Raw genomic sequence first — 18,444 nt, 5'->3', positions numbered from 1 at the left:
GGGCGCGGCGGCGTCACCTCATCCGCCGCATCCGGGTGATCTCGCTGGTCTGCTGGGCGATCACGTCGTCAGCCATCTCCTCGACGACGACGCTGTTGCCCTGCGCCTTCACGTCGGTGGCCATGGTGATCGCCCCCTCGTGGTGGGTGATCATCAGGGTGAGGAACAGGTCGTCGAAGGCGGCGCCCTTGGCCTCGCGCAGCCGCGCCAGCTGGGCCTCGGTGGCCATGCCGGGCATGGTGCGGTGGTCGTGGCCCTCGGCGGTCGGGCTCTTGCCGATCGTCTTCAGCCAGCTGGTCATCGCGTAGATCTCCGGGCCCTGGGCCGCGGAGATGCGTTCCGCGAGCCGCCGGACGGCCTCCGAACCGGCTTGCTCGGGGGCGAGCCGGGTCATCTCCAGTGCCTGCTCGTGGTGCGCGATCATCATGCGCGCGTACGCCACGTCCGCGCCGTTGGGGGTGTCGTCCTCCGCGCGCTGCTCGGCGGCGTCCTGCGCGGACAGCGTCCTGTTCGGCTCGCCGGGGTTGCCGGGGACGAGCACCGAAGGCCCGCCGGAGGGTGACGCGTCGGTGTGCGGGCCGGAGTCGCAGCCGGCCAGGGCGAGCGCGGTGAGCAGCAACACGGCGACTGCGGGCGGTGCTTGGGACACGCGGCGGAAAAGCACGGTTCCCTCCTGACGCCTGAACGGCGAACGCATTGCACTGTTTTGGTATGTGCATGATAAGGGCGATACTGCAGGGGTCCGTGCACCGTTCCACCGCGAACGGCACAAGGGAGGAAGACAGTGACCCTGTTGAACGGCCCCCGAACACGGCGCAGACGCCTGGGAGTCGCGGCCGCAGCCGGCGGACTCCTGACCGCTCTGCTGACGGCCTGGCCCGCGACGGCGATCCCCGACCCCGGAGACGCGCCGCCCGCCCGCACACAGGTCTCCGACCGCACCGAGGCCCAGGTGCGCGCCGCCATCGCCGACGGCGAGATCCCCGCCCAGGATCAGATCGTCCACTCGGCCAACCTCACGCCCCTCGGCAACATCCCCAAGGACGCCCTGCCCGGCACCAACTCGGACCTGGCCTTCCAGGGCCGGTACGCCTACGCCGGCAACTACGACGGCTTCCGCGTCTTCGACATCAGCGACCCGAAGTCCCCGAAGACGGTGGCCCAGGTGCTCTGCCCGGGCTCGCAGAACGACGTCTCCGTCTCCGGCGACCTGCTGTTCCTGTCCACCGACTCCTCGCGCAGCGACGCCAGTTGCAACAGCACCACCCAGCCCGCCACGGAGAAGTCCTCCTGGGAGGGCATGAAGGTCTTCGACATCAGCGACAAGGCCAACCCCCGGTACGTCGCCGCCGTCGAGACCGCCTGCGGCTCGCACACCCACACGCTGGTGCCCAAGCGCGACAACGTCTACATCTACGTCTCCTCCTACTCGCCGAACGCCGCCTACCCCGACTGCCAGCCGCCGCACGACGGCATCTCGGTCATCAAGGTGCCGCGCAAGGCGCCCGAGAAGGCGGCCGTGGTGGGCTTCCCGGTGCTCTTCCCCGGGGACGGCCCCGACGGCGGCGGCAACCCCGGCGCGCCCACCAACCCGGGCGTCTCCAAGACCACCGGCTGCCACGACCTGACCGTCCTGCCGAGCGAGGACCTGGCCGCCGGTGCCTGCATGGGTGACGGCATCCTGTTCTCGATCAAGGACCCCGAGCACCCCAAGGTGATCGACCAGGTCCAGGACAACGTCAACTTCGCCTTCTGGCACTCGGCGACCTTCAACCGCAACGCGAAGAAGGTCGTGTTCACCGACGAGCTGGGCGGCGGCGTCGGCGCCACCTGCAACGCGGCGACCGGCCCGGACAAGGGCGCCGACGGCATCTACGACATCGTCGGCCGGGGCGAGCACCGCAAGCTCGTCTTCCGCGGCTACTACAAGATCCCGCGCCACCAGGCCGACACCGAGAACTGCGTCGCCCACAACGGCTCGCTGATCCCGGTCGCCGGCCGCGACATCATGGTCCAGGCCTGGTACCAGGGCGGTGTCTCCGTCTGGGAGTTCACCGACTCCGCGCACCCGAAGGAGATCGCCTACTTCGAGCGCGGCCCGCTGACCACCGACAAGCTCACCGTGGGCGGCTCCTGGTCGGCGTACTGGTACAACGGCTACATCTACTCCAACGACATCGCCAAGGGCCTCGACGTCCTGAAGCTCACCGACCGGCGCACGGACCCGGCACGGCGGATCCATCTGCGCGAGCTCAACGTCCAGACGCAGCCGGACTACTTCGACTGACCGGGACTACTTCGACTGATCGCCGGCCTCACGGTCGGTCGCGAAGAACCGTGACAGATCCGTCTCGCACGCCCCGCCGGAGGCCGCCGCGGTCTCCGGCGGGAGCCCCTGCTCCCAGTCCAGCCGGTAGCGGCCGAACAGCTCGGCCCGCATCGTGGCGAACGGCATCGGCACGTTCGGCAGCACCATCGCGAAGACGGCGCCCATCAGCAGCGACCTGAGCATCGGATAGTCGGCGTCGACATCGCCGGAGCCGTGCCGGGCGACGGTGTCCCGCAACAGCTCCGCGAGCCGCTTCTGCTCCGGGCACTGCACGAAACCCTCCGCCTGCAGCAGCCCCGCCATGTGCTGGCGCATCAGCACGGTGCGGTCGCGGGCGAGCCCCAGGATCGCGTCGATGGCCCGCGCCATGCGCTCCCGCCCGTCCTCGGTGCGCGGCTCGCGCTCCAGCGCCTCCTCCAGCGTGCGGTGCATCAGCCGGTGCACGGCCGACTGCACGAGCTGGCGCTTGCCCGGGAAGTAGTACGACACCAGGCCGCGGGCCGAGCCCGCCCGGTCGGCGATGTCGCTGAGCGTCGTGGCCTCGTAGCCACGCTCGTTGACCAGCTCGACCGCCGCCTGCAGCAGCCGTTCCCGGGAACGCCGCCGCAATTCTTCATTGACCGAGGCGCTGCGCGGGGACATCCTGTAACTCCTGCGTTGACTGGCTGCCAGCCAACTATACTCAGCGCATGACGGCCGACCCGTTCACGGGCCGGTCGTGCCGTCCGTCTCGGGCGACGCGGGGGATCGTCCGAGACGGACTTCTCTTCCCCCGATGGTCGCCTGAGGCGACGAGGGGGCAGGTCGCGGGCTCTGTTTCAGCCGACGAGTTCCAGCACCGGCCGCAGGCCGTCCGGGCGCTCGCTCACCGGCAGGTGGTCCACGAAGTACACCCCGCAGCCCAGGGCCGCCGCGCCGCCGTCCGCGCGCGGCTCGTCGCCGACCATGAGCGTGTCCTGCGGAGCGCTGCCGAGGGCCACGCAGGCCGTCTCGAACAGCCGCGGGTGCGGCTTCTGCACGCCGTGCTCGTAGGAGAGCACGTACGTGTCCACGTACGCGTCGAGGCCGTGCTCCCGGAAGACGGGCCGCAGGTCCCAGCCGATGTTGCTCACCACGCCGATGGCGATCCCGCGCTCGCGCAGCGCGGCCAGCACCTCGGCCGCGTCCGGGTACGGCGCCCAGGCGGCCGGGGTGCGGTGCCGGTCGTACAGCGCGTCGTGCAGGGCCGGGTCGGGCAGCTCCACCTGGCGGGAGAGCCCGGTGTAGGCGGCCCGGTGCAGCTCGGCACTGCGGTCCCGGCTCCGCCAGACCTCCGCCAGCTCGTCCGGGACCCGCCGCGGATGCGGGCCTCCGGGCAGTGCCCCCGCGGCCTCCAGCGCCCGCGCCGCCGCTGTCAGTTCCGGCTCGGGCAGCGCGAGCGAGGCCTCGGCGAGGACGGCGCGCAGCCAGCTCTCGGTGGACTCGATACGGAAGAGGGTCCCTGAGAAATCGAACAGTACGGCGGTCATGGCGTGATCCTAGGGCGAGTCTGACGAGAGGCCCCAGGGGGTGATCGTCCGCCGTCGGCGGTGTGCTTCGATGCGGAGGTGAACGCGCAGACACACGAGGCAGGGGCGGACCGGCCGGCCCCGCGCATACGGCCCCGTACCGACGGCGACATCGCGGCCTGCGTGCGCGTGCTCGCGGACGTCCATCGCGCCGACGGTTACCCGGTGAACTGGCCCGAGCGTCCCGGGGACTGGCTCCGCGGGGCGTCCCTGCTGGGCGGCTGGGTCGCCGAACTCGGCGGCCGTCCTGCCGGCCACGTCGGCCTGTCCCGACCCGGCGACGGGGATCTCGCCCCCGGCCTGTGGAGCGAGCACACCAAGGCGAGCCCCGACCGCACTGCCGTGGTCGGCCGGCTGTTCGTCGCCCCGCACGCCCGGGGACACGGCCTCGGCGCCGCGCTGCTCGGACGGGCCGGCGAGGAGGCGCGCCGGATCGGCCTGCACCCGGTCCTCGACGTCGTGGCGTCGGACACCGCCGCGGCCGCTCTCTACGAGCGCCTGGGCTGGCGGCGGCTCGCCACCGTCGAGCAGCGCTGGAGCCCGGCCCAGGTCGTGTCCGTGCACTGCTACGCGGCGCCCGGCTGACCGGCGTACCGGTGGCGGCGCCTCACGGGCTCCAGCGGCGGTGGGCCAGGACGGCCAGCGTGGCCGCCAGCGCGCCCAGCAGCCAGCCGCCCAGGACGTCCGACATCCAGTGCACGCCGAGCCAGACCCGGGTCACGCCGACGCCGACGACCGAGATCACGGCAGCCACCAGAGCCGTACGGCGGACGGCGCGGGGGGCGTCGTAACGGCGCAGCAGCCACAGCAGCAGGCCGCACACGACCGTCGCCGTCAGCGCATGCCCGGAAGGGAAGGCGGCGTAGTGCGCGGAGTCGACCGGGTCGCGCCAGACCGGGCGGGAGCGGCCCACCGCGACCTTGAGCAGCTGCTGGACCAGCGCCGCGAGGACGCATGTCACCGCCAGCCACACCGCCGTCCAGCGGGCCGCGTACCGCCACAGCAGCCATCCCGCCGCGACGGCGGCCAGCAGACGCATCGTCCACGGGTCCCACACCCAGTCGGTCAGGATGCGGCACACATGCGTCAGGCCCGGTTCGTCGACCGCCCAGCGGTGCGTGGTGCGGGCGACGTCCCGGTCCGCGGTGACCAGCGGGTGCCACTTCAGCAGGACCAGCGTGAGCAGGAGAGCCGAGCACAGGCCCAGGACCAGCGCGACGCGCCCGGTGGTGCGGCGGGGCGGTGGGACGACGGGCGGGGAGAGCATGCAGTGATCCTCGCCGACGGACGGGGCGCGAGGCCACCATGCGAGGTGGGGGGCGTCAGCCCAGCGCCCGCAGCGCCGGTACGAACGCCACCAGCAGCGGGACGACCGGCACCAGGGCCGCCGTCGCCGTCAGGCGCAGCCGGCGGCCCGCGGTGAGCCGGTCCGGCGGGGTCAGCAGGCGGTTCACGCGCTGCGGGACGTGCGCCTGCGGTGCCGGACAGGGCCCGAACACGCCCCGGTCCTCGTTGAGTTCGACCAGCGCGAGGGCCGTGGTGAGCCGGCCGAAGCGGCGGGAGGCCATGTCGTCGGCGGCCAGTTCGACCAGCCGGTGCATCTCGTCGCGGAACGCCGCGAACACCGGCACCTGCGGGAAACCGCCCGCCAGCGCGGAGGAACAGTGCAGCAGCCAGTCGTGCCGCGCCCGCGCGTGGCCCTGCTCATGGGCGAGCAGTGCGTCGAGCTGCCGCCCCTTCAGCCGCCGCAGCGCGGCGGTGGTCACGACGAGCCGCGGCGCCGCCCCGGGCAGCCACCAGGCGTCCGGCCGCTCGCCCTCCAGGACGACCAGCCGCCGCCCCGCACCCCGCTCCTCGCCCGGCAACTGCGGCGCCCGCAGCAGCAGTTCTCCCCGCCGCAGCCGGTGCCGGGCCCGCGCCCCCGCCACCTCACGGACCAGCATTGCCGCGCTCCACATCCCGCCGCAGGCGAGCGCCACGGCGGTGGCCGCCGCCCACGGCCCGGCCGCGCCGGGCGCGTACGCCTCCACCACCGCGTGCGGCGCGGGCGCGAAGAGATGCCCGCGCACCGCCTGCCACGCCGCGGCGGCGCTCAGCGTCATCGACAGCGCGCAGCACAGCAGTACGGCCGCCACGACGCACTGCCACACCCACAGCGCGACCACCGGCTCACGGTCCGGCCAGTCGGCCCGGGCCAGCAGCCGGGGAGCCGTGACGGCGGTCAGCGCGCCGAGCAGCAGCAGGACCGCGGGGACCATCATGGGCAGCACCTTATGAGCGGTCGCTTGCTCAGGGGTACGGGTTCCTCCGGCAAAGTGACACAGACCACGGCCCGGGGGTGAGGCGGGGCCGGGCCTCAGAGCGCGAGCAGCATCGCCACCATGCCGATCCCCATCGACAGCCGGCACGCCCGCGCCAGCTCCGGCCGGTCGCCCCACCGCGGCGCCGTCCCGGCCGTGGCGCCGACGGGCACCAGCCGGGCGCCCGACGCCAGCACGTACACGGCGAAGTACAGCAGCAGCGCCCCCGTGAGCAGGGGTATGCCCGCGCCGTCGTGGTGGTGGCCGGGGGAGACGGCCATCACGACCGCCATGTAGACCATGGCCGCGGCGCCCACCAGATGGTGCAGGTGGTGGGCGCCGCTCCGCGCCGCCCACAGCGCACGCACCCCGGCGGCGCCGAAGACGGCCGTATAGGGGATCCACGCCCAGCCGGGCGGGGTGAACACCGCCGAGGGCACCGCCATCGCCGCCATGCCGAAGCCCATCAGCGCCTCGCCGCCCGCGGCCCGGCGCTGCTCCTCCACGCTGCTGCGCATCCGCAGCAGGCAGTAGGCGCCGGTCGCCGCGCACAACGCGACCAGCAGCCACCCGGGCGAAGCCGGTCCGTGCACGCGCACCTCCCCGCTCGACACTCGCTCCCGGCAGAGCGATGCCCGGCCGGTGCGGCGCGTACCCGAGCGCAAAGGTGTACGCGGGGAGCACGCGGCGGAGCGCGGACACCGCCGCGGCCTGACCGCGAGAAATCCTTTACAGGTAAAACACCTGTTAAGCTTGTCCGTATGCACGTCCGCCGACCTCCCCGTCCCCGTCTTCCGCTCGCCGGCGCGCTGCGCCTGGGCCGTCCGCCCGAGATCTGGTTCAAGCCCGCCCTGAGCGTCGTGGCGGCGGTCGCCCCGCCCAACCTGCTCCTGCTCGCCCTCGGCCGGCTGGACCTGGCGATGTACACGATGGCCGGCTCCCTGTGCGCCCTCTACGCCCACAACCGCCCCTACGCCGCACGCGCCCGCACCCTGGCCCGGGTGATCCTCGGCATGGTCGGCGGCCTCGCCGTCGCCCTGGTCACCGCGTCCCTCACCACCAGCGCGGCCGTCCTCGTCACCGTCGGTGCCGCCCTGGCCGCCGTACAGAAGGCCCTGTGCGACGCCGCACGCGTCGGCCCGCCCGGCAACGTGGTCCTCACCTTCATCACCTCCGCCGCCCTCTTCGCCCCGCAGAGCCTCGGCCAGGTCCCCGGTCACCTGGCGATGGCCGTCGCCGCGGGCGCCTGGGCATGGCTCGTCGGCATGGCCCCCGGCCTGCTGCGCCCGCACGGCCCGGAGCGCCGCGCCACCGCCCAGGCGCTGACCGCCGCGGCCGCGCACGCCGCCGCGTCCCGCACCGGCGCGGCCTCCCACGGCACGCGGGCGGCCGCGGCCGCCACGATCCAGGCCGCCTGGCAGACCCTGCTCGCCACCGGCGACCGCTCCGCCCGCACCCGGCGCGCCCTGGAACGCCTCCTCGTCCGCGCCGAGGTCGCCCTCGCCGCGCCCGCCGACACCGACCCCGAGCGGCTCAACGCCTGGGCGCGGGACCTGCGCGGCAACGGCCCTCTCCCGCGCGTGCACGACCTGCCCGGCGAGGCCGACGAACTCCTCGGCGCCGACACCGAGCACGCCGTCCCCGCCCGGCCGCTGCACCGCCGCCTCGCCCCGCTCCGGTCCGTCGCCGCACGCTGCTTCCTCGGCTGCGCCCTGGCCGGCCACGCCTCCCTCGCGCTCGGTGTCGGCCGCCCCTACTGGGCCCTGGTCACCGCCGCCTCCCTCTACCAGGCCAACCTGACCCTCACCTGGAACCGGGCCGTCCAGCGCGTCGTCGGCAACCTCCTCGGCGTCCTCGTCTTCGCCGCGGTCGTCCCGCTCGCCCACCTCCACCAGGCGCTCCTCGTCCTGCTCTGCCTGGCCTTCAACTTCGGGGCCGAGGCGCTGATCGGCCGCAACTACTGGCTCGGCAGCGTCTGCGTCACCCCGATGGCCCTGCTGATCACCGAGTTCGCCCGGTTCCAGGACTCGGGCGAACTGATCACCGAGCGGATCGTCGACACCCTCGTCGGCGCCCTCCTCGGCTTCGCCGCCGCGCTCGCCGTCACCGACCGCCGCGCCGGCGACCGCCTCGAACGCGCCCTCACCGCCGCCGAGCAGGCGCGCGAGCGCACCGCGCGCCTCCTCGCCGCGCCGCACGCCGCACCCACCGCGCTGGAGACCGCCCGGCGCGCCCTCGCCGCCACGCTCGTCGAACTGCGCGCCACGGCCGACGCCGCCGCGGGGGAGTGGTGGCAGCGCGCCCTGCCCCAGGACCGGGTGGTGCTCGCCGAGCAGGCCGGACACCGTACGCTCGCCGCGACGGTACGGCGCCAGGGACTCGTCCTGGACCGGGACGCGGACACGGAAGCGGAGGACGTACGGCCATGACGGCGACCAAGGGACGGGGCGCGACCGGCGACGACACCAGGGGCGACACCGTCGCCGCCGTCGTCCGCCAGTGGCAGGCGGTCCACCCCGACCTCGACACCGGCCCCATGGAGATCATCGGCCGGGTCAACCGCTGCGCCGCCCTGCTCCAGCAGGCCGAGGACGCGCCGCTGCGCCGGGCGGGGCTGAGCCGACCCGAGTTCGACCTGCTCGGCGCGCTGCGCCGCACCGGCCATGAACTCACCCCCGGCGAACTGGCCCGCGAGACCTTCTCCTCCGGGGCCGCCGTCACCAAGCGGGTCAAGCAGCTCACCGAACGCGGCCTGGTCGAGCGCCGCGGCGACACCCGGGACCGCCGCGTCGCCCATCTGCGCCTGACCGACGCGGGCCGCGACCTGGTGGACGCCCTCCTGCCCGAGCAACTCGCCTACGAGACGGCCGTCCTGTCCTCGCTGGACGCCGGCCGGCAAGGCGAACTGGCCGCCCTGCTGGGCGAGTTGCTGGGCCGCCTGGAGGGCAGGCTCGGCGCCCTGCGCGCCTGAGAGGCCCCGTCGCCGTCAGGGGACCCCGAGTTCGAACAGCGCGTACCCGGCGTACGAGCCGGACGCCAGCGCGGCGACCCCGAGCAGCGTCAGCTGGAGCGGCAGGGACAGCCGGCGCAGCGCGGCGGCGAGCGGCACGAACAGCGGGAAGGCGGGCAGCAGATAACGCGAGACGTTGGCGAAGATCTGCTGGCTGCCCAGCACCAGCACCAGCGTCACCACCGTGTACACCACCAGCGCGGCCGGCGGGCGGCGGCGGACCAGCAGCGGCAGCAGGAGCACCGCCAGCAGCACCACCCCGACCCCGATGAGATCGGCGAACGGCCAGGCGGAGAGGTAGTCGGTGTGGCCCACGGGCACATTGGCGAACACGTCGGCCGTGTGCCGGCCGTAGTCGAAGGTGTGCGCCCAGGCGCCGCGCTGGAGCGCGAAGTACCCGCCCCAGTCGCCCATTTCGTGCCCCACCCAGCCCAGATAGCCGAGCAGGCCGAGCGGGGCGACGAGCAGCGCCGTCAGCGGGCGCGCCACACCGTCCTGCCGCCGGTACAGCGCGAGCAGCGCCGCCACGGCGAGCGCGGCGATCAGCGCGACCGCGGTGGGCCGGTTGAGCCCGGCCGTGTAGGTGAGGAGCCCGGCGGTGAGCCAGCGGCGGGTGAGCACCGCATGGCAGGCCCAGGCGGCGAGGGCGACGTACAGGGAGTCGGAGTAGACCGCCCACTCCACGCCGGAACCCGGCCACACCGCCCACAGTCCCGCCGCGGCCAGGCCCGCACGCCCGTCCACGAGCCGTGCGGTGACGGCGTGGATGCCGAGCGCGGCGGCGAAGGAGGCGACGACGGAGACCAGTATCCCGGCGCCGTACAGGCCGAGGCCGGTCACCTCCGACGTCAGCCGCATCGCGGCCGGGTAGAGCGGGAAGAACGCCGCGGAGTTCCCCTCCAGGGTGATCAGGCCGGTGGCGCCGGGGACCGGTTCGAGCGCCGGATGGTAGCCGTGCGCGGCGATCTGCTGGTACCACCAGCCGTCCCAGGTGGCCAGGACGTCCCAGGCGTGGGCGCCGCCGCCGAACCGGGGGTGCCGGGTGCGGAAGTCGCTGGCCGAGTCCAGCAGCCACATGAACACGGCGAACCCGGCGAGCTTCAGGCCGCCGTACACGGCGAGGACGGGGCCGTACCGCCGGACCACGCGGCGCAGCCGCCGGGGGAGGGACGCCCGGCCGGGCCCGGGGCCGGACCTGCGGACCGGCACGACGGTCGTCATGGTCGTCGTCACGCCCGGGTGCCTCCCGCCGCGGCACGGAACACCCAGGCCCGCAGCAGCATGAACCGCAGCAGCGTCGCGGCCAGGTTGGCGGCCACCAGTACGGCGAGTTCCGTGCCCCGCTCGGCCCCGGGCGCCAGGCGGTGCAGGGCGGCGAGCGCACCGCCGGTGAGGGCCAGGCCCAGCACGAACACGGCGAGCCCGCGCAGGTGATGACCCAGCGCGCCGCCCCGGCCGCGCAGACCGAACGTCAGCCGCCGGTTCGCCGCCGTGTTGCCGACCGCGCACACCAGCAGCGCCAGCGCGTTCGCGAGCTGCGCCCCCGCCGCCGGGCGCAGCGCCGCGTACAGCAGCAGATGCCCGAGCGTGCTCACCGCGCCCACCGCGGCGAACCGCCACAGCTGCGCGACCAGCCCGGGCGGCGGAGCGTCCGCGCCCGCCCGCAGTCCGGCCGGCGGCAGGGTGCCGCGGGCCAGCGCGCGGCCGAGCCGGGTGATGCCGCGCAGGTCGGCCAGCGCGGTCGCGCGGAGGTCGACCCGGCTGTCGGGGTCGTCCACCCAGTCGACCGGCACCTCGTGGATGCGCAGCCCGGCCCGCTCGGCGATCACCAGCAGCTCCGTGTCGAAGAACCACTCCGCGTCCCGCACCAGCGGCAGCAGCCGCTCCGCCACCTCCCGGCGCACCGCCTTGAACCCGCACTGCGCGTCGGAGAAGCCCACGGCGAGCGTGGAGCGCAGCAGCGCGTTGTAGCAGCGCGAGACGAACTCCCGCTTCGGGCCGCGCACCACCCGCGCGCCCGGCGCCAGCCGCGTGCCGATGGCGAGGTCGGAGTGTCCGGAGATCAACGGGGCCACGAGCGGCAGCAGCGCGCTCAGTCCGGTCGACAGATCGACATCCACGTACGCCAGCACCGGCGCCGGCGACCGGGACCAGGCGGCCCGCAGCGCCCGGCCCCGGCCCTTCTCCGCCAGCCGCAGCCACCGCACCTCGGGCAGCTCGGCGGCCAGCCGGGCGGCGATGCGCGGGGTCGCGTCGGTGCTGGCGTTGTCGGCGACGGTGATCCGGAACGGGTAGGGGAAGGTGTCGCGCAGGTGTGCGTGGAGCCGCCGCACGCCCGGCTCCAGGTCCCGCTCCTCGTTGAACACGGGCACCACCACGTCCAGGACGGGGGCGGACGGGTCGGCCGGGAGGGCGGGGGAGCGGTCGGGCAGGCGGTCGGGGTCACACACGGTCGCCGGAGCGGCTTTCTGCATGGTTCGTCCTTGTCTGCGCCCTGGTTTCCGGGCATGCCGAAGGCACGTGGGGCACGTGGGGCGCGCGGTGAGCGGAAGAAGCGGTGACGGTGAGGAGAGAGCGGCCGCTACGGCGTCCCGGAACTCTCCGGTGCGTAGGTCTCGGGGAAGGTGGTGGTGCTGGCGCCGTCGGTGAAGGTCGGCGTGGCCGAGCCGGTGGGATCGGCCGTGCCGGTCGGGTCCGCCGTGTCGGACGGATCCGCCGTATCGCTCGGGTCCGCCGTATCGCTCGGACCGAACGTGTCGCTCGGGTCGGCCGTGTCGCTCGGAGGCAGCGAGCCGGTCGGGGACGAGGGCGGCGCGGTCGGGGTCAAGTCCGGTGTCGGGTCCGTCCCCGGGGAGGACGACGGGCTCGACACGGGGCGCGGAAGGGGCGCACCGGGCTCGGTCCGGGTCGGCGTGTCCGGGATCAGGAACAGACCGAGGCTCAGACCGGCGACCGCCAGCACCGAGCCGACGGCCTTCTGCGCCAGCCGCACCCGGCGGCGGGCGCGCACACCGGCCCGCAGCCGGTCCTGGTGCCTCGGCTCGAAGGGGGAGTGCTGCTCGGCGTCGCGCATCATCCGCGCCAGCTGCCGTTCGAAGTGGTCCATGGCTCCTCCTTCACCCCACCGGCTCGATGACATCGGCCAGCAGCTGCCGCAGCCGGGCCACTCCGCGCGCGGCGTGGGACCGGGCCGTGCCCAGCGGGCAGCCCAGCGCCTCCGCCACCTGTCGTTCGGTCAGGTCCTGGTAGTAGCGCAGGACCACGGCGGCCCGCTGCTTCGCCGGCAGCCGGCCGAGCGCGGCCTCCAGGCGGGAGCGTTCCGCCACGGCCGCGGACACGTCCCCCGCGGCCGCCGTCTCGGGGACCTGCTCGACGGGGCGCTCCCCCCACCAGCGCCGCCGGGCCGAGCGCGCCGCCGCGCGGACCAGCACCGTACGGACGTACGCCTCCGGTGCCTCGTCGGCGATCCGCGGCCACACGAACCAGAGCTTGACCAGGGACTCCTGCACCAGGTCCTCCGCCCGGTGCCGGTCGCCGCCGGTGAGCAGCCGCGCGAGGTGCAGCAGCACCGACCAGCGGGCCGCCACGAACTCGTCGAACTCACCGGCCCGAGCTTGATCCATGCGCACTGTCCCTGCTCTCGCCAGTCCCTTACGTGAGGAGAAAGACGTCGGCGGCCCGGGACCTATGCACCCGGATCCTGTGATCCGCGTCACCGAAGCCCGGGCCCGCAGGACGTACAACGAGCCCGGCCGTCTCGGTGCGCACACCGAGACGGCCGGGGAGAAGCGGGGACGGAGCGGTCAGAGGACGTCGTGCACGGTCCGGCGGTAGGTCGAGCGGCGGTCGTCGACGTCCGCCCAGCGGTCGCCGTAGACGGTCCGCGTGACCTGCGGCTCGCGGAGGAAGTCGTGCGGGAAGCCGAGCGGCACCGCGCTCGCCTCGTCGAGGAGCGCCAGCGCGTCCGCGTCGAGCCGGACGTCCACCGCGCCGAGGTTGTCGGCGAGCTGGCTCTCCCTCGTGGCCGCGACGATCGGTACGACGTTCCCGGGCCGGGACAGCAGCCAGGCCAGGGCCACCTGCGCCGGGCTCCAGCCGCCCTGCTCCGCGACCCGGAGCACCGCGTCGACCACGGCCTCCTCGCGCGGGTCGGCGGCCGTGCCCTGCGCGCCCAGCCGGCCGGCCTCGCCGCGCCGGTACTTGCCGGTGAGCTTCCCCGCGGCGAGCGGCGCCCAGGCGAACACCGCGAGGTCGAACGCCCGCGCCTGCGGGAGCAGGTCCCGCTCCGGGGTGCGCTCCAGCAGGTTGTAGCGCAGCTGGGACCCGGCGAACGCGGTCCAGCCCCGCAGCTCGGCAAGGGTGTTGGCCTGCGCGATCTCCCAGGCCGGCCAGTCGGACACGCCGACGTACAGCACCTTTCCGGTCCGTACGAGGTCGTCGAGGGCGCGCATCACCTCCTCGACCGGCGTGAAGTTGTCCCGGGCGTGCACCCACAGCACGTCGAGCCGGTCGGTGCGCAGCCGTGCCAGGCTCGCCTCCACCGACTGCACCAGGTTCTTGCGGTGGTTGCCGGCCGCGTTGACATCGCCGTCCCGCGTGCCGCACGTGTACTTGCTCGCGAGGACGAACTCCTCGCGCCGCCCCCGCAGCACCTCGCCGAGGATGCGCTCGGAGGCGCCGCCCGCGTAGATGTCCGCGGTGTCGATGAAGTTGCCGCCGGCGTCCGCGTAGGCGTCCACGATCCGCGCGCTGGTGTCCTGGTCCGAGCCGTGGCCGCCGTCCGCGCCCATGACCATCGCGCCGAGGCTCAGCTCGCTCACCCGCAGCCCGGTCCTGCCGAACAGTGTGTACCGCACGTCGTCTCCCCCTTCGGGTCGTTCGTGCGGACGACGCTAGGAGCTGAAGCGCACTTCAACGCAAACCCGCGGCGGCCCCACCTCGCCCTCCCGCGGGCCGGCTCACCCTTCCGTGCCCGCCAGGTACACCCCGAACATCGCGCCCTGCGGGTCCCGCAGCACCGCGATCCGCGGGCCGTCCGGCACGGACGTGGGCACCATCAGCACGGTGCCGCCCGCGCCCGCCGCGTCGGCCGCCGCGATGTCCACGTCCTCGACCGCGAAGTACGGCAGCCAGTGCGGCGGCACCTTGGGCGGGAACTTGTCGTCCATCACCACCATGCCGCCGAAGTCCTCACCCTCGATGCCCCACTGCGTGTACCGCTCGGAGGCGTTCACGCTCCAGCCGAACACCCGGGTGTAGAACGCCTCCGCCTGCTTCGGCTCCCGGGTCATCAGCTCCACCCAGCCGAGCGAGCCGGGCGCGTTGAACAGCCCCGCGCCCGGGAAGGTCCGCTCCTGCCACAGCTGGAACACCGCGCCGGTGGGGTCGGTGGCGACGGCGAACCGGCCCACGTCGAAGACGTCCATCGGCCCGAGCAGCACCAAGCCGCCGGCCGCCCGTACCAGCTGTGCGGCGTCGTCGGCGTCCTCCACCGCGAACGACACGTTCCAGGCGACGGGCTGCGTCTCCTGGTACAGCGGCGTCAGCGCGGCGACCGCCGCGTCCCCGAGGTGCGCGACCGTGTAGCCGCCCGCCTCCTGCCGCGGGTCGGTCTCCGGCCGCCAGCCGAACACCGTGGTGTAGAAGCGCTTCGCCGCGTCGAGGTCGCTGGTCCCCAGCTCCGTCCAGCAGGGCCCGCCGGTCACCGGTCGGTCGAGCTTCATGGCGTTCCTTCCGTACGGGGAGCCCCCCGCAGCACGCTAGCCCCGACCGCGAACGCCGACCATCCGAGGCGCCCGCCCGGCTTCGGCACAGGAATTGGCGGGCCCCTGGCAGCGTCCCTAGATCCCCGGCCGGTAGCGCAGCGGATGGTCCGCCGGGATCTCCACCAGGACGATCTGCGTGCCGTCGGGGTCGGCGATCCACATCTCCACCAGGCCCCACGGCTCCCGCACCGGCGGCCGGACGATGGGGACCCCCTGGGCGCGCAGCTCCCGCTCGGCCGCCGCCGCGTCCGCCACCTGGAGCCACAGCCGCACGGCCGGGGAGGGCGGGGTGTCGGAGCGGCCCGACAGCTCCAGGAAGCCGCCGCCGAGGAAGTAGACCGTGCCGCGCTCGGGACCCGTCCCGAACTCGCGGTACACGGCGAGGCCCAGTTGCTCGCCGTAGAAGACGCGGGAGCGCTCGGGGTCGGTGGGGCGCAGAAGTGTCCGGCTGCTGAGAACATGCACCATACAAACGGATCCTAGTGGCAGGGTTACCCTCGTCCGGGTCCGAGCCGCGCCGCCGGGCGCGCCTGAGCAAGGGAGCAGCAGCCCATGGAATCCCCCGCGTCCTCCGAGTCCTCCGCACTGGTCTTCCGCGACGCCACCGACGCCGACGTGGACGCGCTGGTCGTCCTCGTCGAGTCGGCGTACCGGGGCGACGCCAGCCGGGCCGGGTGGACCACCGAGGCGGACATCCTGGACGGGCAGCGCACCGACCCGGAGGGTGTCCTGGAGGTCATCAAGTCGCCGGACAGCCGGCTGCTCACCGTGGAGCGGGACGGCGAGATCGTCGCCTGCTGCCAGCTCGAACACCGCGGTGACTACGCCTACTTCGGCATGTTCGCGGTCCGGCCGTCCCTGCAGGGCGCCGGCCTCGGCAAGGTGATCATCGCCGAGGCGGAGCGGCAGGCCCGGGAGACCTGGGGCGTGCGCGAGATGCACATGACCGTGATCTCGGTGCGCGAGGACCTCATCGCCTGGTACGAGCGGCGCGGCTATCGCCGTACGGGCCGGACGAGCCCGTTCCCGTACGGCGACGAGCGCTTCGGCGTCCCGCGCCGGGACGACCTCCGCTTCGAGCTGCTGGTCAAGCCGCTCGTCTGACCTTCACGCGGTGATGACCTTCACGCGGTGATGACCTTCACGCGGTGAACCGGCCCGTGCGCTTGATGTCCGGGTAGTCGGTGGTCGCGCCGTCCAGCTCCAGCGCCCGCACCAGCCGCAGGTCCTGCTGGGTGTTGACCACCCAGGCGCACACCCGCAGCCCCGCCTTGCGGGCCCGCTCCACCACCTCCAGCGTCAGCCGCTGAATGTCCAGGCAGACGGTCGCGGCGCCTACCGCGACCGCGCGCTCCACCACCTCGGGGCCGTAGTGCTCCGCGACCAGGGCCGTGCGCACGCCCGGCACCAGCCGGGCGACCTCCGCGATCGCCTCGTCGTGGAAGGACAGCACCTCCACGCGGTCGGTCACGCCCCGGTCGGTCAGGACGCCGGCCAGGGAGCGGGCCGCCCGCACGTCCTTGATCTCGGCCTGGAGCGGGGCCCGCACCGCGTCCAGGACCTCCTCGAAGACCGGGATCCGCTCCCCGTTCCCCGCGTCCAGTTCGCGCAGCTCCTCCAGCGTCTTCTCGGCGATCGGACCGCTGCCGTCCGTCGTGCGGTCGACGTCGGCGTCGTGCATGACGACGAGGGCGCCGTCCTTGCTCAGGTGCAGATCCAGCTCGATGACGTCCAGTCCCGCACGCTCGGCGGCGACGAAGGAACGCAGGGTGTTCTCGGGCTCGACGCCCATGACTCCGCGGTGACCGATGGTGAGGAAGTTCAAGGTGGACCTCGCTTCCGTCGACGGCAGTCGGGGCCCCGCAGCCTAGTGGCCCCCGCCCACGATGCACCCTGACGTGCACAGGAGTGCGGAAGCATCCCTTCCCGGCGTTTCAGACAGGAAAACCTGCGGTGACTGCCGGGGGTGCGCAGGATAATTTGCGGAGGCTCCCCTTGCTGGAAGAAACCGCATATGCGTACGGTGTCCCTACGCGAGCTTCTCCCGTGGAGGATGGGACATGACGGAAATTCTTGTGCAGGCGGCGACGGAGGGCCAGGTTCCTCCGGCGAGCAGGGTGGTCGAGCACCCGGCCTGGCCCCGGCTCAAGGATGCCGTGGAGCAGATCCGCCCCTGGCAGTCGAAGGACGGTTCGATCGACTTCCAGGCCGAGGGCGCGCCCGGGCGGGCCGCCGCCGAGGCCGCCGTCCAGCAGGTGATCGAGGCCGTGCGGGAGCTGTCCCCGCTGGTGCCGCACGACGCCGCGTACCACGAGGCGCTGGCCAAGGACCTCCAGCGGTGGGCCGAGGGCGGCTTCGAGGTGCCGGACTTCCTGGACTCGCTCCTCGCCTTCCAGCCGGCCCGCGACCGTCGTGACGGCCTGCAGCACCTGGTCGTCTTCCCGATGTACACGCAGAACGGCAACCCCGACCGCAACCTGGAGGCGGTCGTGCTGCGCATGGTCTGGCCCGACTGGCTGGCCGAGCTGGAGCGCACGCGCTACGACAACCCGCTGTTCTGCGGCATCAAGTTCGAGGACTTCACGGCCGGCTACGACACCAACTCCGCTGTGCTCTTCCCGGAGACCATCGCCGTGCGCGAGGCGCCGGAACGATTCACCTGGGGCGGCATCTTCTGCGACCGCGAGGCCGCCCGCTTCCGCCGGGTCACCGACGCCGCCGTCGACATCCTGGGCCTCGACCTGCCCGAGGACATCGCCGCGATGGTCCACGACCAGAAGCGCTGCGAGGAGGCCTTCGTCCTGTGGGACATGGTCCACGACCGCACCCACAGCCACGGCGACCTGCCCTTCGACCCCTTCATGATCAAGCAGCGCCAGCCGTTCTGGATGTACGGCCTGGAGGAGCTGCGCTGCGACCTCACCGCCTTCAAGGAGGCCGTGAAGCTGGAGGCCGACGGCGTCCCGCAGGCCCGTGACGTGCAGTACGCCGTGCTGTTCGACCGGATGTTCCGCTTCCCCGTCACCGGCGACCGCAACCGCAACTACGACGGCCTCGGCGGCCAGCTGCTCTTCGCCTACCTGCACCGGCACGACGTCGTGCGCTGGACGGACAACAAGCTGTTCATCGACTGGCAGCGCGCCCCGCAGGTCACCAACGAGCTGTGCGCCGAGATCGAGAAGCTGTACCGCGACGGCATCGACCGCCCGAAGCTGGTGCACTGGTTCGCCGGCTACGAGCTGGTCTCCACCTACCTCGCCCCGCACCCCGGCTCCAAGTGGGCCAAGGGCCCGGACGCCCTGGACCTGACCCAGCCGCCGCGCAAGCTCGTCGATGACGTGCTTCCGGACGAGTTTCCGCTGAGCATGTTCTATGAGGCGCTGTCCAAGAAACTGAAGAACGTGATCGCGTCCACGCGCGGTATCACGGCGGACAGCCCGGAGCAGGTCGCCGCATGAGCGACCGGCCCACCGAGAACACTGCTCAGCAGGAG

20 protein-coding genes are annotated in these 18,444 nt (G+C 73.5%); 6 read left to right on the top strand and 14 right to left on the bottom strand.

All coding sequences use genetic code 11. The annotated features are described in order from the left end of the window. Positions 1–13: 13 nt before the first annotated feature. Positions 14–664 carry a DUF305 domain-containing protein gene (locus IE308_RS13375; protein WP_229908857.1) on the bottom strand — a complete coding sequence of 217 codons (651 nt, stop codon included), beginning with the start codon at positions 662–664 and terminating at the stop codon, positions 14–16. 120 nt (positions 665–784) lie between these two features. Here IE308_RS13375 and IE308_RS13370 point away from each other — a divergent pair, with 120 nt between their 5' ends. Then, on the top strand, positions 785–2,287 hold the full coding sequence (locus tag IE308_RS13370) for an LVIVD repeat-containing protein (RefSeq protein WP_190218060.1): 1,503 nt from the start codon (positions 785–787) through the stop codon (positions 2,285–2,287). A gap of 6 nt (positions 2,288–2,293) precedes the next feature. On the opposite strand, the gene IE308_RS13365 is transcribed toward IE308_RS13370, so the two are convergent. Both IE308_RS13365 and IE308_RS13360 read right to left on the bottom strand, forming a co-directional pair. Further along, on the bottom strand, positions 2,294–2,971 hold the full coding sequence (locus tag IE308_RS13365) for a TetR/AcrR family transcriptional regulator (protein ID WP_110626591.1): 678 nt from the start codon (positions 2,969–2,971) through the stop codon (positions 2,294–2,296). A 176-nt stretch (positions 2,972–3,147) separates the two neighbouring features. Continuing rightward, positions 3,148–3,837 (bottom strand): HAD family hydrolase, encoded by a 690-nt coding sequence (locus tag IE308_RS13360; RefSeq protein WP_190218059.1) that lies wholly within the window; start codon positions 3,835–3,837, stop codon positions 3,148–3,150. Positions 3,838–3,915: 78 nt separating this feature from the next. Here IE308_RS13360 and IE308_RS13355 point away from each other — a divergent pair, with 78 nt between their 5' ends. Continuing rightward, positions 3,916–4,461, top strand: coding sequence for a GNAT family N-acetyltransferase (locus IE308_RS13355; RefSeq protein ID WP_229908856.1), 546 nt, complete (start codon positions 3,916–3,918; stop codon positions 4,459–4,461). Between the two features lie 22 nt (positions 4,462–4,483). Here IE308_RS13355 and IE308_RS13350 read toward each other — a convergent pair whose 3' ends face one another. The 3 genes from IE308_RS13350 to IE308_RS13340 form a co-directional block, all read right to left on the bottom strand. Then, the gene (locus tag IE308_RS13350; RefSeq protein ID WP_190218058.1) at positions 4,484–5,143 is read right to left on the bottom strand and encodes a phosphatase PAP2 family protein; all 660 of its coding nucleotides are present in this window, start codon (positions 5,141–5,143) and stop codon (positions 4,484–4,486) included. Positions 5,144–5,198: 55 nt separating this feature from the next. Then, entirely contained in the window at positions 5,199–6,137 is a 939-nt protein-coding gene (locus IE308_RS13345; RefSeq protein ID WP_190218057.1) for a M56 family metallopeptidase, read from the bottom strand. A gap of 95 nt (positions 6,138–6,232) precedes the next feature. After that, entirely contained in the window at positions 6,233–6,769 is a 537-nt protein-coding gene (locus IE308_RS13340; protein WP_190218056.1) for a DUF5134 domain-containing protein, read from the bottom strand. 168 nt (positions 6,770–6,937) lie between these two features. Here IE308_RS13340 and IE308_RS13335 point away from each other — a divergent pair, with 168 nt between their 5' ends. Continuing rightward, positions 6,938–8,605 carry an FUSC family protein gene (locus tag IE308_RS13335; protein WP_190218055.1) on the top strand — a complete coding sequence of 556 codons (1,668 nt, stop codon included), beginning with the start codon at positions 6,938–6,940 and terminating at the stop codon, positions 8,603–8,605. Further along, positions 8,602–9,147 carry a MarR family winged helix-turn-helix transcriptional regulator gene (locus IE308_RS13330; protein WP_190218054.1) on the top strand — a complete coding sequence of 182 codons (546 nt, stop codon included), beginning with the start codon at positions 8,602–8,604 and terminating at the stop codon, positions 9,145–9,147. The genes IE308_RS13335 and IE308_RS13330 overlap by 4 nt, the downstream gene beginning before the upstream one ends. Positions 9,148–9,162: 15 nt before the next feature. On the opposite strand, the gene IE308_RS13325 is transcribed toward IE308_RS13330, so the two are convergent. The 7 genes from IE308_RS13325 to IE308_RS13295 form a co-directional block, all read right to left on the bottom strand. Continuing rightward, positions 9,163–10,407, bottom strand: a complete 1,245-nt coding sequence (locus IE308_RS13325; RefSeq protein WP_190218308.1) for a putative hexosyltransferase — start codon at positions 10,405–10,407, stop codon at positions 9,163–9,165. Between the two features lie 8 nt (positions 10,408–10,415). Further along, positions 10,416–11,660 carry a bifunctional glycosyltransferase family 2/GtrA family protein gene (locus tag IE308_RS13320; RefSeq protein ID WP_190218053.1) on the bottom strand — a complete coding sequence of 415 codons (1,245 nt, stop codon included), beginning with the start codon at positions 11,658–11,660 and terminating at the stop codon, positions 10,416–10,418. A 107-nt stretch (positions 11,661–11,767) separates the two neighbouring features. Further along, the gene (locus IE308_RS13315) at positions 11,768–12,292 is read right to left on the bottom strand and encodes a hypothetical protein (protein ID WP_190218052.1); all 525 of its coding nucleotides are present in this window, start codon (positions 12,290–12,292) and stop codon (positions 11,768–11,770) included. Positions 12,293–12,302: 10 nt separating this feature from the next. Then, a complete protein-coding gene (locus tag IE308_RS13310) occupies positions 12,303–12,809 on the bottom strand; it encodes a SigE family RNA polymerase sigma factor (protein WP_110626582.1) in 507 nt (168 codons plus the stop codon). 180 nt (positions 12,810–12,989) lie between these two features. Then, complete coding sequence (locus IE308_RS13305; RefSeq protein WP_190218051.1) at positions 12,990–14,042, bottom strand: aldo/keto reductase; 1,053 nt, start codon at positions 14,040–14,042, stop codon at positions 12,990–12,992. A gap of 102 nt (positions 14,043–14,144) precedes the next feature. Then, positions 14,145–14,909 carry a VOC family protein gene (locus IE308_RS13300; RefSeq protein WP_190218050.1) on the bottom strand — a complete coding sequence of 255 codons (765 nt, stop codon included), beginning with the start codon at positions 14,907–14,909 and terminating at the stop codon, positions 14,145–14,147. A 117-nt stretch (positions 14,910–15,026) separates the two neighbouring features. Continuing rightward, positions 15,027–15,419: a VOC family protein gene (locus IE308_RS13295; protein ID WP_190218049.1), complete on the bottom strand. Its 393-nt coding sequence runs from the start codon at positions 15,417–15,419 to the stop codon at positions 15,027–15,029. An 84-nt stretch (positions 15,420–15,503) separates the two neighbouring features. Here IE308_RS13295 and IE308_RS13290 point away from each other — a divergent pair, with 84 nt between their 5' ends. Beyond that, a complete protein-coding gene (locus IE308_RS13290; RefSeq protein ID WP_190218048.1) occupies positions 15,504–16,055 on the top strand; it encodes a GNAT family N-acetyltransferase in 552 nt (183 codons plus the stop codon). A gap of 37 nt (positions 16,056–16,092) precedes the next feature. Here the strand turns inward: IE308_RS13290 and IE308_RS13285 are convergent, their stop codons facing one another. After that, positions 16,093–16,776: a glycerophosphodiester phosphodiesterase gene (locus IE308_RS13285; RefSeq protein ID WP_190218047.1), complete on the bottom strand. Its 684-nt coding sequence runs from the start codon at positions 16,774–16,776 to the stop codon at positions 16,093–16,095. Between the two features lie 235 nt (positions 16,777–17,011). Here IE308_RS13285 and IE308_RS13280 point away from each other — a divergent pair, with 235 nt between their 5' ends. Then, a complete protein-coding gene (locus IE308_RS13280) occupies positions 17,012–18,409 on the top strand; it encodes a DUF6421 family protein (RefSeq protein WP_110626576.1) in 1,398 nt (465 codons plus the stop codon). Positions 18,410–18,444 lie beyond the last annotated feature (35 nt).

It is taken from the genome of Streptomyces griseosporeus, from assembly GCF_014656055.1.
In the GTDB taxonomy this organism is placed as follows: Bacteria; Actinomycetota; Actinomycetes; order Streptomycetales; family Streptomycetaceae; genus Streptomyces; species Streptomyces griseosporeus.
Note: the sequence above shows the minus strand (reverse complement) of the source record. Positions and strands in the feature narration are given on the sequence as shown.

Coding starts and splice junctions, on each gene's coding strand:
- IE308_RS13365 (WP_110626591.1), bottom strand. CDS start 2,971: ATGTCCCCGCGCAGCGCCTCGGTCAATGAAGAATTGCGGCGGCGTTCC.
- IE308_RS13360 (WP_190218059.1), bottom strand. CDS start 3,837: ATGACCGCCGTACTGTTCGATTTCTCAGGGACCCTCTTCCGTATCGAG.
- IE308_RS13350 (WP_190218058.1), bottom strand. CDS start 5,143: ATGCTCTCCCCGCCCGTCGTCCCACCGCCCCGCCGCACCACCGGGCGC.
- IE308_RS13345 (WP_190218057.1), bottom strand. CDS start 6,137: ATGATGGTCCCCGCGGTCCTGCTGCTGCTCGGCGCGCTGACCGCCGTC.
- IE308_RS13335 (WP_190218055.1), top strand. CDS start 6,938: ATGCACGTCCGCCGACCTCCCCGTCCCCGTCTTCCGCTCGCCGGCGCG.
- IE308_RS13330 (WP_190218054.1), top strand. CDS start 8,602: ATGACGGCGACCAAGGGACGGGGCGCGACCGGCGACGACACCAGGGGC.
- IE308_RS13325 (WP_190218308.1), bottom strand. CDS start 10,407: ATGACGACCGTCGTGCCGGTCCGCAGGTCCGGCCCCGGGCCCGGCCGG.
- IE308_RS13320 (WP_190218053.1), bottom strand. CDS start 11,660: ATGCAGAAAGCCGCTCCGGCGACCGTGTGTGACCCCGACCGCCTGCCC.
- IE308_RS13315 (WP_190218052.1), bottom strand. CDS start 12,292: ATGGACCACTTCGAACGGCAGCTGGCGCGGATGATGCGCGACGCCGAG.
- IE308_RS13310 (WP_110626582.1), bottom strand. CDS start 12,809: ATGGATCAAGCTCGGGCCGGTGAGTTCGACGAGTTCGTGGCGGCCCGC.
- IE308_RS13300 (WP_190218050.1), bottom strand. CDS start 14,909: ATGAAGCTCGACCGACCGGTGACCGGCGGGCCCTGCTGGACGGAGCTG.
- IE308_RS13295 (WP_190218049.1), bottom strand. CDS start 15,419: ATGGTGCATGTTCTCAGCAGCCGGACACTTCTGCGCCCCACCGACCCC.
- IE308_RS13290 (WP_190218048.1), top strand. CDS start 15,504: ATGGAATCCCCCGCGTCCTCCGAGTCCTCCGCACTGGTCTTCCGCGAC.
- IE308_RS13280 (WP_110626576.1), top strand. CDS start 17,012: ATGACGGAAATTCTTGTGCAGGCGGCGACGGAGGGCCAGGTTCCTCCG.